The following is a 14,563-nucleotide window of genomic DNA, read 5'->3' as shown; positions in this document are numbered from 1 at the left end:
CATACAGCCATAGGTCTGACAACATACCTCACCCCGCAATGAGGGTGACACAGATCTAAACACCCAGCCCTTAAAAATACCCCCATTTGGGTTAACTCTCTGCAGAACTCCTAGAAAATAAACCGATCTTTAAGCATTTTTGCCTGCAAAAAGTTCTCCCCCGCATTGTATTTTTGCACCCATCCATTATCATTATCCCTCTAGTATTGACTTATAACCCCTTCATAGCTTATGAGGCCCAACAAAAGGCCCGTCCCCAAGCTTCTCCGGGGACGGGCCTTTATAAGGCGCAATAAAGTGGCTTAGAAGCCCATTCCGCCCATCTCATCGGCGCCAGGCATAGCAGGAGCAGCAGGCTCCGGTTTGTCGGCAACTACTGCCTCAGTGGTAAGGAACAAAGCTGCGATGGATGCAGCGTTCTGCAGTGCAGAGCGAGTAACCTTCACCGGATCATTGATGCCTGCAGCCATTAGGTCAACGTATTCACCGGTAGCAGCATTCAGGCCTTCACCCGCAGGGAGATTAGAAACGTTGTTAGCCACAACGCCAGGCTCCAGGCCAGCGTTAAGAGCAATCTGCTTCAGCGGTGCAGAAAGTGCCTCGCGGACGATCTTCACACCAGTAGCCTCATCACCAGTGAGGCCAAGATCGCCATCAAGAACATGTGCTGCCTGCAGCAAAGCAACACCGCCGCCGGCAACAATGCCCTCTTCAACGGCTGCCTTAGCATTACGTACTGCGTCTTCAATGCGGTGCTTACGCTCGGTGAGCTCCACCTCAGTAGCTGCGCCAACCTTGATCACTGCAACGCCGCCAGCTAGCTTGGCCAGGCGCTCTTGCAGCTTCTCACGGTCGTACTCAGAATCCGAGTTTTCAATCTCAGCGCGGATCTGGTTGACGCGTCCCTCGATCTGTTCGGGGGATCCTGCACCCTCAACGATGGTGGTCTCATCCTTGGTCACAACAACCTTGCGTGCGCGACCAAGCAGCGGAATATCAGCGGTCTCCAGGGAAAGGCCAACCTCTTCAGAGATAACCTGTCCGCCGGTGAGGATAGCCATATCCTGCAGCTGTGCTTTACGACGATCACCAAAGCCAGGTGCCTTCACAGCAACAGACTTGAAGGTACCGCGGATCTTGTTCACAACCAGAGTGGAGAGAGCCTCTCCCTCAACGTCCTCAGCGATAATCAGCAGCGGTTTGCCAGCCTGCATAACCTTTTCCAGCAATGGCAAAAGGTCCTTGATGTTGGAGATCTTGCCAGAGACCAAAAGGATGTATGGATCCTCTAGCACTGCCTCAAGGCGCTCCATGTCAGTAGCAAAGTAACCAGAGATGTAGCCCTTATCAAAGCGCATGCCCTCGGTAACCTCAAGATCAACACCAAAGGTATTGGATTCTTCGACTGTGATTACGGATTCCTTGTTCAGGGTTCCGTTGCCCACTGCGTACATAGCCTTGGCAATCTGAGCGCCAATTGCTGGATCGGCGGCAGAAATACCAGCTGTCGCAGCGATCTGCTCTTCAGTTTCCACTTCCTTAGCGTTCTGCAGAAGGCTCTCGGTCACCTTAGCCACGGCCTGCTCGATACCGCGCTTGATTCCCATTGGGTTAGAGCCTGCAGCAACGTTGCGTAGACCCTCGCGGACAAGCGCCTGAGCCAGAACAGTAGCGGTGGTGGTGCCGTCGCCAGCAACGTCATCAGTCTTCTTAGCTACTTCTTTAACCAGCTCAGCGCCGATCTTCTCATACGGGTCCTCGAGCTCAATTTCGCGAGCGATAGAGACACCGTCGTTGGTGATAGTCGGGGCGCCCCAGCTCTTTTCTAGAACAACGTTACGGCCCTTAGGCCCAAGAGTGACCTTAACTGCATCAGCCAAGGTGTTCAGGCCCTTTTCAAGGCCCCGGCGTGCTTCCTCATCAAAGGCAATAATCTTTGCCATGAAAGTTTGTGCTCCTTATATATAGGACGACACTCACGTCTCGACGATCCAGCAGGCGCCCGCGACGGCACGGTGGGCCGAGTGTAAACCAACCTCACCCGCTGATATGTCTCGAAAGTTTCGATTTATCTAGCACTCGAATCATTAAAGTGCTAAAGACCGTTTTAGCAGTCTCCCCATGCGAGTGCAAGAACCCGCCTACACTAGACACCATGATTACAGACATCGTGAACAAGGTGCGTCCGCTCGTCGAGAAGCAAAGGGACGCCATCTTTAAGGACCTCAGCGAGATTACGTCCTACAATTCTGTGCACTCCACCCCAGAATGCGCCGAAGACCACGCTGCCGCATGCGCGTGGGTTGTAGATGCGCTCACCAAAGTTGGGTTAGAGGTAACCGAATACCCCTATGAGGGCGGAGCCACCACTGTATTGGGCACCAAGGAGGCTGTCGGGGATGCTCCGACGGTTCTGCTGTACTCGCATTATGACGTAGTCCCGGCCGGAAATCCCGCCGACTGGACTAGCGACGCTTTTACGCTCACCGAACGCAACGGACGCTGGTACGCTCGCGGCGCCGCCGATTGCAAAGGCAACCTGGTCATGCATCTTGCCGTGCTCCGCGCCGTGCAGGAGCTCGGAGGCACCGATCTAGGCATCAAATTCCTAGTAGAAGGATCCGAAGAACAGGGAGGCGCTGAGCTCAGCTCGCTTATTCACTCCCAACCTGAGCTCTTCAAATCGGACGTTATCCTGATCGCAGATTCCGGTAACCAGGCAGTGGGCGTTCCCACTCTCACCACCACTCTTCGCGGCGGCGCACAAATCACAGTAACGCTTAAAACTTTGAATGCCGCAGTTCATTCCGGTTCCTTCGGTGGCGCCGCCCCCGATGCAGCTGCCGCCCTTATCCGCCTGCTTGATTCCCTCAAAGACGAGTACGGACGCACCGTCATAGACGGCGTCGACTGCTCTGCAAAGTGGCCGGGAGGAAACTACGACCGCGAGAGCTTCCGTTCAGACTCCACCATGCTCGACGGCACGCACATCATGGGAACAGAGGACGATGATCCTGCAGACATGGTCTGGGCGCGTCCAGCAATTTCCATCACAGGTTTTACATCCACACCCGTAGAAAAGGCAGTCAACGCTGTTCCTCCCGTAGCTAGCGCACGGCTCAATCTCCGCGTTCCACCGGGACTAAAAGCCACCGAGGTTGCAGAAGCGCTTATTGCACATCTCAAAGCTCATGTTCCGTGGGGAGCACATATTGAGGCCAGCTACGACGACGCAAATGAGCCGTTTGAGGCCATTACCGACGGCCCCGCAATGTCCCTTTTCAATGCTTGCCTGGCCAACGCTTACGGTAAAGATGACACTGTGCACATCGGTTCCGGCGGTTCCATCCCGCTATGTTCTGAGCTATTAGGGATCATGCCGCATGCAGAACTAGCACTTTTTGGAGTGGAAGAGCCGCAATCAACGATCCACTCCCCCAACGAGTCTGTAGATCCTAATGAAATCCGCGATATTGCAGTCGCCGAAGCTTCTTTCCTATTAACGTACGGAAAATAGCCCGTTTGTCCATCGGGGGAAGACCTGCTCTTTTATCCCCCCCGATCCTCAAAACCCTTGCGCCCTGCTCTCATCCCCGTTAGCATCGCAGGTGTGATCCACATCATTATTATCCCCCAGAGCGCACGGCTAGTGCTGGCAACAGCCACAGCCGTGTGCCCGTCTGTGGGATAAGAGGACTGACTCCCACATTCGGGAGACAGTCCGCATCCAAAGTCGGTCCATAAGCTCTATCCGCTTCACATAAGGACCGCAATCAATGCCTACTTTTACCTCATCGCAGACTCTCCATACCCGCAGATCGCTTTCGACGCCATCCCGCCCCTTCCCCAGCTCAACACGAGTATTTGCTGATGACCCTTTCCAGGCGCGCTTTGGGCATAAATTACCCAAAGGATTAAGGGAAGAAGCACGCGGTATGCAGTGGCGAACATTCATTGCTACCTATGCACCGGCTTCACAAGTCCGCGTTCACATCACCAGTGCACATAAGCTACCCGGCAACCACATCTCCTATACCGTTGAGCTCCAACGGCATACAGCTAGCGGAAGAGTCACGGAAGTTCGTCCAATCATGGCATCCGGCCCCATCGCCGCCTGCACCCAAATCTTGGCCGATGCAGGGCGCCGCGCAGAAATTCTTTCTTCCACCAGTTTGAAATATTCGAGTCCACTGTGACTTTTTTGCTGACCGCTCACAACCATCGCCAGCACTGGGCCTTAGGTTTTGGCGGCAGCCCTGAACACTCTGCGGCTGCCGCACTAAGCTCTGCATCTGAGCTTCTTTTCGGATAGTTTGCACGGCAAAGGCCCTGATCCGTCATGCTTTAGGATCAGGGCCTCATGCTCAATTAATCAGTGGCTAATCTAAGGTCAGCTTTTCTTCTTTCCTCTGCGTAAAACAAACACGCCACCAGCGATAAGCAAGGCACTCGCAAACGCAAGGCCCATAACGCTCGCACCGGTCTTAGCCAAAGGAGTCCGCGGTTTATTAGCCTGCTTCTGCTCGGGCTGTTGCACCTCAGGAGCTTTCGGCTCTGCTTGCGGTGGAGCAACAGATGAGCTAGGCGGCGCTATCGGGGTAATCACCAATGGCAGAAGCGGGATCAGCGGTATTAAAGGAATGAGTGGAACCAGCGGAGAGAACGGTGGCTTTTCATAGCCATTAACCGCAAAGACAGTCACCTCTGGGTTCCCGCCAACAATACTAATTTTTCCGTCGTTGGAAATAGTGTGCTTCCAATTCGTGCCGTCGATACGCGCGTCTCGTTCCGTTATTGCGCATTCTGATCCATCAGCAAGACCAGTTACAGGATCAGAAGAGCCCTCGCCTTTAATGTTGAGTGTTCCCCTGGCAGTTTCTTTGTCCTGCTTTGTGCAGACGTAATCGAACATAAAAACTTTATCTTTTGCCTTATCCGCTGCGCTGCCCACCAGCTGCTTGCGAATAATAAACCCACCTGTATTCGCTTTGTAGGTATTGGTAGCCGTTACGATTACTACCTGGTCTTTCTTATCAATAGTAAATCGTTGGTTCTCCCAGGTTGTAATAAGAGACGCGCCCGGTATGGATGCATCTTTTTCAGATACAACGCATTCCGTGCCTACAGCTATGTCTTTAGGTATCACAACCGAGCCCCGGCCGTTGACAACGGAAACAGTGCTTTCTCCACTCAGATTTCCGCATGTCCAAGCAAATTTGAAGTCTTTAGGAACAGCTAGTCCCTCTTCAGCCTCAACGACCTTGCTGATCACAAAAATACCTTTTTCCTGGGTAAACGTATTACGCGCCTTAATCAGGATTGCAGGCTCATTCTCAGATGGGACTGTGAACTTTGCAGTTGCGCCGGTGACAGAAATATCTTCACCAGAAAGCTCAACCGACCATTCAGATCCAGCATGGTGAACCTCTGATTCTGTCACTTCACATTCAGAGCCCACTGGTATTTCCTGAACATGCTTAGTCTGCCCATTGAGAACTGAAACCGAACCCGTGATTGCGGCTCCGCCAGTAGGTGGCTTGCAGGAATAGGTGAACTCAAAAGGAAGCTTTGCCAGCTCAGCAAGGTCCTTCGCGTCTCCGCCTACGGTCTTGCTGATGGCAAAACCGCCTTCGCTGTAATCAAAAGTATTAGTTGCAGTTACTTGAACCGTCTTTTCGCCTTCAACAGTGAATTCACCATTGTTGGTTATACTGCCGACCCACACCCGTCCCACGAGGGAAGTCGAAAGAAGCCTCAAAGATCTTGCAGTGCGTTCCTACCGGGATGTCTTTGGGACTTTCCACCGTGCTGCCTGCGCGGAGAGAAAGTACTCCTGTCTTTTCTCCACATACATAGTTAAATGTGTAATCAATATCTTTAACTACATCAGCCGCAGGTCCCTCAACAGTCTTAGTCAGCGCAAATCCACCAAGCTTTGACTTGTAAGTATTAATGATCTTTACATCAATACTCTGCTTTTTATCCTTGCCGATTGTGAACTTGCTGTTTTCTACAGAAGAGGTCCAGTCATATCCAGGAATAGCAGTGTCTTCAGCCAGCTCTTTAACCTCGCACTCGGTGTTTTCTGGGAACGTTGGTGAGACAAAAGGCTTCTCCGCGGATACCTTAAACGGCCTCCAACCAGACCCTCCGCATTTGTATGCACCCGAGAATTCTTTGCGCTGATATTGAGGATCGGCCATTATCTTAGCGTCGCCTTCTAGGAGCTTCTTAACGGTGAAGGCCCCCTTTGGCACAGGAGTGTAAATATTAGTTGCGACGACCTTAGCGGTTTGGCCTTGTGTAATGGTTACAACCCCATCACGAGGCGTTAGCGTATGAGACCAAACGTGTTGCGCTACCTCTGCGCCCTCTTCAAGCTCTTTAACAACGCACTTGGTACCCACTGGGTACTTTTTGTCAGAGACGAACGGCTTGTGCGCAGAAACTTTTACACTCTGAGAAGGCTCATCACCGCAGGAATAGCTGAAATTGAATTCCCGGTCTTTTAGCCCATCAATAACACTCCGCTCACCTACCAATTGCTTTTCAATGCCAAAAACTCCGAATTCTGCTTCTGGGTCCTTGGGGTAGGTGTTTGTGGCGATAAGGTCTACTGAGCTTTCTTTAGGGTCACGAACCGTAAAAATAGCTGCGGATGCCGAGTGACCATCGATAATCCATGACAATTCCGGCCTTGGAGAACCTACCTGATCATTCTTTTCTTTAACTTCACAGACCATACCCTTCTCTAGAGAATTAAAATGCTGGTAGTCCGTCCCGTTCCCCTTAACTTTAAATTCCCCTGCCAAGGTTCTAGAACCATCCGGCTGCTCGCACTTGTACTCAAAAGTAAATTCTTTCGGTATATTTACCCCGCTACCGATAACAACTTTCCGTACTGTGAAGCCACCTAGTTTACCAGTACCAAATCCACCAGATCCGGGGATCACTGCGTGACCGGTGTAGTCTTTTCCATTTACATTGGCAGTATTGGACTGCGTACTAAAAGCCTCTGGCTTAACCTCTGTATAAGTACTGAAGCGAACTAGCGGCCCGGTTTGCGGAGACACCCCATAAGGGAACTCAAAAGTTATCTCTTGCTCTGAGCAGGTAACAATAAAGTTATGCCCAATAGAATTATTCTGGAGACCTTGGAAGCCGACATAGCGCCCACCATCAGGATAGTGATTGGCGTTAATGATCTTTCCTGAATAGAAAAAGTTATTAGACCACACCCCTACTTCTACAGCAGCACTAGGGGATGTCTTTGCAGAATCACAGGCAAACTTATGGCCGGCAGGTGCTTTATCTGTTACGCGAAAACCACCTTCATAAGTTTCATTTCCTTTAGTCTTCCCACTAATCCAAACGGTCCAATCGGTCAGATAAATATCTACTCCGCCTACAGTTTTCTTTCCTTGATAATGTCCAGCTTTTTGAGTTTCATGAGTGTTTCCACTTGGCCCGTCTTTCGGGTAGACACCCTCCAATTCCCCGTTACCACACCCAGAAAACCGAAGCGCTCCGTGAACAGAAGAGTCATATCCCGTCGCAGTATCGATCTGCGATCTGTCCCATTGAAGTGACACTTTCACTTTGCCATGCACGTCAAAGTGCGTCCCAGCAAAACCAGAAAGTGTGATGGTCAGATTCTTACCCGACCAGTCGGCGGTTCCCACCTCACGACCAGAGGCATCACGCAGCGTGAAACTCCGCTCTGCCCCCGTAGCCATTTTCAGCTGGGGAGGAAGCGTAAAAGTGATTTGATCACCCTTTTTAGCGGTGTTGGGAACTTTCCAGTCAAATTCAGCAAGAGCAGTCTCTCCAGCATTTGTATAGCTATTAGAGCGGACGCCCCCGCCTTCAACCCAATGAAGGTTCTCCCAATTTCCAACACAAGTTGGCTGAGCTAAAGATTGAGGGACCTTCCCGGCATACACCGAGACTGACATTATGAGCAGGGCAGTTAGCACAATTGCCACAATGCTCTGGAGCAAACTCTTAGTCTGCCCCTTTGAGGGATTTTTCATTTTCAGTTTTGCCTTAGTTGAGTTCTTTTCGCCGAGATACAGGCATGCAGCATGTCTTCTATATATTTATGTCACAATGTTTAAAATAACTAAAATTAGTAAATTAAATTCTTAGTTTTAGCGTCCTGTTTTTGCTCAATTATTCAGCTACCCCAGAAAGGTTTGCTGGCAAAACTCTTCATTTTTATTCCCCAGCTCACACTCCCCCAAAGCTGCGCTAAGATAACAAGAGTGAGCTGCGCCGATGTATGACGCAAAACTACACTTCGATACGACTTTTCAATCCGGCTGCGTTTATACATTGCACGCGCTTCTACCTCGCCTTGTACATCCACCACATCAAAGGATCGTTTCGTCCTGTGCTCGTATTGCTGCTAGCTCTCGCGGTGACTGCCATTGTCGCCCCCATTGCGGTTAAGTTTTTTGGAAGACCGGCTTTCGGTCTTCTTTCCATTACGCCCTTCGTCGGGTTCGCGTGGGTCCTGGGCAAGCTGCTCAACGGTGATTTTTCTTCCGGAAAAGCTCTCACAGCGCATTACGGGTGGATGAGCAGTACACATTTAGATCTGACGTTCCGGCTCGACTCCCTTTCCGCCTTGTTCAGCCTGATCATCTTGGGCATCGGCGGCTTGGTCTTGTTGTATTGCTGGCATTACTTTGATTCAGTACCCCGCCGGTTACAGCCTTTTGCTGCACAACTATCTAGTTTTGCCATGGCCATGTATGGGCTTGTGATCTCAGATAATATGCTGCTGCTCTACGTTTTCTGGGAGATTACGTCTGTCCTCAGCTTCTTATTGGTGGGCTACTACGGAGAGCGAGCGTCTTCACGCCACGCTGCTATACAAGCACTGATGATCACCACTTTGGGCGGGTTATCAATGCTGGTGGGCATCATTTTATTAGGTCGCCAGACGGGTATCTGGGAGTTGTCGGGGCTTGCCAACGCCAATCTGGAAGGGACCCACCACATCTCTTATGCCCTGGTGCTTATCCTCGCGGGCGCGTTATCTAAATCCGCCATCGCACCAACCCACTTTTGGCTACCCGGGGCTATGGCTGCGCCAACGCCGGTATCTGCTTATTTGCATTCCGCGGCGATGGTGAAAGCGGGGATCTATCTCATTGCTCGGTTAGCTCCCGATTTTGCCTTCTCGCGAGTCTGGTACCTGGTGGTGATTTCTCTAGGGATTTTCACCATGCTCTTGGGCGGCTGGATATCCTTACGCCAGACAGATCTTAAGCTGATTTTGGCGTATGGCACCGTCAGTCAGCTGGGCTTTATCACCATACTCATAGGCATTGGCTCACACGCAGCCATGGTAGCTGGCCTTACGCTAACCTTTGCTCATGCCATGTTTAAGGCAACGCTCTTTATGGTCGTGGGGGCCATCGACCATACGACGGGCACCCGCGATATCCGCAAGCTCTCCGGGTTGGGGCGCAAACAACCAGTTTTAATGGGGATAGCCACGCTGGCCGCCGCGTCGATGGCGGGCATCCCTCCGTTGTTCGGTTTTGTAGCTAAAGAAGCCGCCCTTGAGGCGGTTCTTCATGAACACGCTATCGTAGGATTGCCAGGTCAGATAACCCTCGTGGGGATAGTGGCGGGCTCAATTCTCACCATGGCATATAGCCTTCGCTTTCTCTTCGGGGCGTTTGCCACCAAAGACGGGATCGTTTCCCAACCAGTACTCAAGATGCACCGCATCGAGCTATTCTTGTGGCTTCCTCCCGCGATATTAATGGTGATCACGGCTCTCCTCGGGGTGTTCCCTCAACCGTTAGGCACTCTTCTCAGCGCCCACACAACCTCAATTTTCGCTGCCCAAGCGCACCTGGCGTTGTGGCATGGGTTTAGCCTTCCGCTCGCGTTGAGTGCGGCGATCGTGGGGATCGGGGCGGTCATGTACTGGCAACGAGAAACCGTTGCCAAGCTGCACTTCGCCGAGCCGGCTCTCGGAAACGCTAGCGCGGCGTATGACCGCGTCTTAGATATTCTTCGGACCTCCTCGTTGCGCTTAACCGCATCCACTCAAAGAGGCTCGCTCGTTATTAACTCAGGCTCTATCTTCGCGGTCTTTGTTCTTGTCCCACTCGTCGCATTACTCAGCGGAGAGCGCAACGACGTCCACATGATCTTGTGGGATACTCCGCTGCAAGCAATCGTCGCCGGCATCATGATCGTGATGGCCATCGGTGCTACCGTCCAATCCAACCGACTTTCCGCTCTCATTATGGTGGGAATGACTGGATACGGCGCCACCATAATTTTTGCGCTGCATGGCGCCCCAGACCTCGCGCTTACTCAGATGCTGGTGGAAACCATCACCGTGGTGGTATTCATGCTGGTGCTTCGTCGTCTCCCGGCGCGTACTCAGTGGCAGCCTTCGCACCGCGCTAATCGGTTGCGCGCATGGCTCGCAGCAGCTGTAGGTTTTACCGCCGTCGTCCTTACTGTATTTGCCATAAATGCCAGGACAGAGGCTCCCGTAAGCTCGGTTATCCCTGATTTGGCTCAAGACATTGGTCATGGGGCAAACGCCGTTAACGTGTTATTGGTGGATATCCGCGCGTGGGATACCTTTGGTGAAAGTACTGTTCTTATCATCGCCGCCATTGGTGTTTCTTCCCTGATTTATCGCACTAAGAGCTTCCAGAGGGATTCCCACCGCCCCACTTTGCACGATTCCGGCGGATGGCTTTCTTCTGAGGCCGCACGTAACCGCTCGCTCATGGTGGACGTATCCACTCGTCTGTTGTTCCCTGTCATGATGGTTCTTTCCGCCTATTTCTTCTTTGCGGGCCACAATGCTCCCGGTGGCGGATTTGCAGGCGGACTTGTCGCAGCTCTCGCGCTTGCACTGCGTTATCTTGCTGGCGGCCGTGAAGAGCTGGAGCAGACTTTCCCCGTCGATCCTTCCCGAGTCCTAGGCATCGGCGCATTGCTCACTGCTGCCGCCGTTATCTGGCCGGTTTTTATCGGCGATCCGCCCCTTACCTCTTATACCTGGGATCTGCATATCCCGGGAATAGGAGACATACATGTGGTCAGCGCTTTGCTTTTCGACGCCGGCGTCTACCTGATAGTTATCGGATTGGTGTTGCACATTCTCACATCCTTGGGAGGCCAACTCGATTTGGATGAGGAACTGCGTAAACAGCGCGCACGGGAACGTGTAAAAAAGCTCAAAGCTCGTGTAGGAAAGGAGAATTAAATGCTGGTCAACCTCTCATTACTCCTTACCGCGGGCGTGCTTGTGTCAGCCGGTGCTTACCTTGTGTTGGACAGGGCTATGACCAAGATGATGCTAGGTCTGTTGCTTATGGGCAACGGCGTAAACATCCTTGTGCTCATGGCTGGTGGTGCGCCAGGCTCGCCGCCAATCAAGGGGCGAGAATCTGCCCTTTACGGAGATACGGTTGCAGATCCGTTAGCTCAGGCCATGATCCTTACCGCGATTGTGATTTCCATGGCGCTTACTGCGTTCATCCTCGCCCTTGCGTATAGGCAGTATCGTTATCGCACTCAAGATGTGGTGGAAGATGACGTTGAGGATGCTGCAGTTGCGGCTCGTCCGCCGTTGCCTTCAGCAGCCCCCGATCATGATCTTTCTGATGACCCAGCCACGGGACGCGTCACAGAGCTTGGCGATGCATTCGGCCCTCGTTGTTTCGAAGCCCCTCTGGAGGACCAATGATTACCTTTCAAAGCCTCCTTGGCGCAATACCAGTCCTTATACCGCTCCCCATTGTGCTCCCCGCCGTGGGAGCGGGCATAGCATTAGCAGCAACAAGGCACCTACGCATCCAACGCATAGTCACAGCGCTTACCCTCTTTGCGCTCATTGTCTTGGCCGTAATCATGCTTTTTGTCGTGGATCAAGAAGGAATTCAGACTCTTCAAATCGGCGGATGGGACGCCCCCGTGGGCATTAGCCTGGTGGCGGATCGGCTTTCCACCCTGATGCTGATGGTTTCTTCCATGGTCCTATTCTGCGTGATGTGGTACGCGATTGGTCAGGGGATTCGCGATGGCGAGAAGGATGAGCCGGTGGCGGTCTTCTTACCCACGTATCTGCTGCTCAGCATGGGTGTCAACATGTCTTTTCTGGCAGGTGACCTCTTTAATCTCTATGTCGGATTCGAGGTTTTCCTCGTCGCGTCTTACGTACTTTTAACGCTGGGCGCCTCTCCAGCACGCGTGCGCGCCGGCGTGGGATACGTCATGGTGTCCATGCTCAGCTCGTTCGTCTTTCTCATCGGACTTGCGCTGGTTTATGCGTCCGTCGGCACGCTTAATATGGCGCATGTTTCGGAGCGCATGGAGTCCGTGCCCAGCGGCACCCAGACAGCGATCTTTGCGGTGCTCCTTATCGCCTTTGGAATCAAAGCAGCTGTTTTCCCCCTTGATTCCTGGTTGCCGGATTCCTATCCCACCGCGCCGTCTTTGGTCACCGCTGTCTTCGCGGGCCTACTGACTAAGGTCGGCGTGTACTCGATCATCCGAATGCGCTCTACAGTTTTCACCTCAGGGTCTTTGGACACCTTGTTGATGTGGGTCGGATTAGCCACCATGCTGGTGGGGATCTTGGGCGCAATGGCTCAGAATGACATCAAACGACTCCTCAGCTTTACTCTGGTTAGCCATATTGGGTACATGATCATGGGCGTGGGACTAGGCACAGAACAAGGTCTTTCCGGCGCGATCTTTTATGCAGTGCACCATATTTTGGTTCAGACAGCCCTCTTCTTGGTAGTTGGACTCATCGAGCGCCAAGCCGGCTCCTCCTCGTTGCGCCAACTGGGTTCTCTGGCAAAAGCAACCCCGATACTTGCCGTTTTCTACATCATTCCAGCCCTTAATCTAGGCGGAATACCGCCATTTTCTGGGTTCTTGGGCAAGGTGATTCTTGTTCAGGCCGGTGCGCAGGAGGGCGGCCTGCTTCCCTGGCTGCTCATCGGCGGCGCGATTGTTACCAGTCTGCTTACCCTGTACACCATGGTTTTGGTCTGGTCCAAGGCGTTTTGGCGCGATCGCAAAGACGCCCCCGAGGGGGAGACTGCATACGCCCGACCAGCCCTGTTATCGGACGTCACAGACAAGATTGATTTTTCTGAGCGATCTGACGTCGGCCGTATCCCCGCAGGAATGCTCATGTCTACTGCTTCATTAGTGGTTGTGTCTCTTGGGCTTAGCCTTGTTGCAGGCCCGGTGAGCAATGTGACATCCCGCGCCGCCGAGTCTGCACAAGATACCAGCATCTATCGCACAGCGGTGTTGGGTACCGCGCGGAAAGACCCTGGAAGAACCCTGGAACAAGAGCGTCTCGACGAAGGCAAGGATACAAGAGGAGCACAGAAATGATTGCAGGCGCCCGCCGTCGTTTTCGGCCCCTCTTTGTCTTGTTAGCCACCGTGATGTGGGTGATGCTCATGGGAGAACTATCCGTGGGCAACCTCGTCGCGGGTCTCCTCGTCGGCCTCATAGTGAGCATCGCATTGCCCCTCCCCTCGGTTCCCACAGAGGGTTTTACTATCAATGCCCTTCCTTTTCTGGAACTGACCTCACGCTGGTTTTTGTATCTTTTTACCGGGTCGATTCGGGTAGCCTGGCTTTCCATTCGGAGGGCCGAGCCTCCATGTTCTGTCATTGCTACGGTTCCGATGCGCGTGGATAGCGAGCTCGTCCTGAGTCTTGCCACCACCTTGTATAACCTGCAGCCAGGGGGAACCGTCACAGATATTGATGTGGCAAACCGCATGTGGACTGTTCATATTTTGGATGCAAGTTCCACGGACAAAATCGATGCGGAAATCGCAGCCATCGCACAATATGAGCAGCGTTTAAAACGTGCGTTTGAAAGGAACAATGCATGAACCAAGACACCTACAACCTCGTGCTGTTCTTTATAGCGTGCATTTTCGCATTGTCCTTCATCCTCACGTCTTATCGAATCATCGCCGGCCCCAACTCCATGGATAGGTTATTGGGGCTCGACGGTGTGGTCGCCATGATGCAGTGCGCCCTAGCTGCCTATATCTGCTGGAGCTTAGACACGACGGTGTCTAATGCAATGCTCGTCATCGCCCTTTTAGGGTTTATCTCCACGGTGGCCATCACCCGTTTTAGAAAGAAAGATGACTAATGGTTCCCAATATCATCACAGACGTAGTGTCCCTGGTCTTTCTCTTCGCGGGCGCTTTCTTTGCTCTCTCCGCTTCTATTGGGCTTATTAGGTTCCGTTCTCCTCTAGCGCGGGTACACGCAATTACTAAGCCACAGACTGTGGGGCTGATTCTCACTATTGTTGGCGCGATAATTCGAGTGTTGGGAACTGATTCTTCCACTGGTGACCTCGGTGTTTTGGTGCTTCTTGTGTTCTTCGCCCTCGTCACTTCCCCAGTTACGGGGCAAAGGGTAGGCCGTATCGCACGCAGAGAAGGTCTTTATACCGACACCAACACTGTATTTGTGGATCATCGTGATAAAGTTCGCGATGAAAAGTAGCCGCTGATCAGGAGGACAG

The 14,563-nt window shown here is 52.5% G+C and carries 10 protein-coding genes and 1 pseudogene; 8 read left to right on the top strand and 3 right to left on the bottom strand.

Annotation, left to right across the window (positions count from 1 at the left end; genetic code table 11):
- Window positions 1-302: 302 nt before the first annotated feature.
- On the bottom strand, window positions 303-1,943 hold the full coding sequence (gene groL / locus CpATCC19410_RS04065) for a chaperonin GroEL (protein ID WP_013242659.1): 1,641 nt from the start codon (window positions 1,941-1,943) through the stop codon (window positions 303-305).
- Between the two features lie 212 nt (window positions 1,944-2,155).
- On the opposite strand from groL, the gene CpATCC19410_RS04060 reads away from it, so the two are divergent.
- Both CpATCC19410_RS04060 and CpATCC19410_RS04055 read left to right on the top strand, forming a co-directional pair.
- The gene (locus tag CpATCC19410_RS04060; RefSeq protein WP_014401390.1) at window positions 2,156-3,517 is read left to right on the top strand and encodes a dipeptidase; all 1,362 of its coding nucleotides are present in this window, start codon (window positions 2,156-2,158) and stop codon (window positions 3,515-3,517) included.
- A gap of 259 nt (window positions 3,518-3,776) precedes the next feature.
- Window positions 3,777-4,312: pseudogene (locus CpATCC19410_RS04055) on the top strand (acetyl-CoA acetyltransferase).
- Between the two features lie 78 nt (window positions 4,313-4,390).
- On the opposite strand, the gene CpATCC19410_RS04050 reads toward CpATCC19410_RS04055, so the two are convergent.
- Window positions 4,391-5,734: a DUF5979 domain-containing protein gene (locus CpATCC19410_RS04050; RefSeq protein WP_013242662.1), complete on the bottom strand. Its 1,344-nt coding sequence runs from the start codon at window positions 5,732-5,734 to the stop codon at window positions 4,391-4,393.
- Entirely contained in the window at window positions 5,694-8,000 is a 2,307-nt protein-coding gene (locus tag CpATCC19410_RS04045) for a DUF5979 domain-containing protein (protein ID WP_257122209.1), read from the bottom strand. Before CpATCC19410_RS04045 ends, CpATCC19410_RS04050 begins: the two co-directional genes overlap by 41 nt.
- A 392-nt stretch (window positions 8,001-8,392) precedes the next feature.
- Between CpATCC19410_RS04045 and CpATCC19410_RS04035 the strand changes: the two genes are divergently transcribed.
- Genes CpATCC19410_RS04035 through CpATCC19410_RS04010 form a run of 6 tightly spaced genes read left to right on the top strand, consistent with a single transcriptional unit; the run spans window position 8,393 to window position 14,544 of the window.
- Window positions 8,393-11,251: a Na+/H+ antiporter subunit A gene (locus CpATCC19410_RS04035; RefSeq protein ID WP_014401394.1), complete on the top strand. Its 2,859-nt coding sequence runs from the start codon at window positions 8,393-8,395 to the stop codon at window positions 11,249-11,251.
- Entirely contained in the window at window positions 11,252-11,734 is a 483-nt protein-coding gene (locus CpATCC19410_RS04030; RefSeq protein WP_013242665.1) for a Na(+)/H(+) antiporter subunit C, read from the top strand.
- The gene (locus tag CpATCC19410_RS04025; RefSeq protein ID WP_013242666.1) at window positions 11,731-13,401 is read left to right on the top strand and encodes a Na+/H+ antiporter subunit D; all 1,671 of its coding nucleotides are present in this window, start codon (window positions 11,731-11,733) and stop codon (window positions 13,399-13,401) included. The genes CpATCC19410_RS04030 and CpATCC19410_RS04025 overlap by 4 nt, the downstream gene beginning before the upstream one ends.
- Entirely contained in the window at window positions 13,398-13,913 is a 516-nt protein-coding gene (locus CpATCC19410_RS04020) for a Na+/H+ antiporter subunit E (RefSeq protein WP_013242667.1), read from the top strand. The genes CpATCC19410_RS04025 and CpATCC19410_RS04020 overlap by 4 nt, the downstream gene beginning before the upstream one ends.
- Window positions 13,910-14,182 carry a monovalent cation/H+ antiporter complex subunit F gene (locus tag CpATCC19410_RS04015; RefSeq protein WP_013242668.1) on the top strand — a complete coding sequence of 91 codons (273 nt, stop codon included), beginning with the start codon at window positions 13,910-13,912 and terminating at the stop codon, window positions 14,180-14,182. The genes CpATCC19410_RS04020 and CpATCC19410_RS04015 overlap by 4 nt, the downstream gene beginning before the upstream one ends.
- Window positions 14,182-14,544 (top strand): monovalent cation/H(+) antiporter subunit G, encoded by a 363-nt coding sequence (locus CpATCC19410_RS04010; RefSeq protein ID WP_013242669.1) that lies wholly within the window; start codon window positions 14,182-14,184, stop codon window positions 14,542-14,544. Before CpATCC19410_RS04015 ends, CpATCC19410_RS04010 begins: the two co-directional genes overlap by 1 nt.
- Window positions 14,545-14,563 lie beyond the last annotated feature (19 nt).

It is taken from the genome of Corynebacterium pseudotuberculosis (assembly GCF_002155265.1).
GTDB lineage: Bacteria > Actinomycetota > Actinomycetes > Mycobacteriales > Mycobacteriaceae > Corynebacterium > Corynebacterium pseudotuberculosis.
This window is presented reverse-complemented; position numbering and strand designations above follow the sequence as displayed.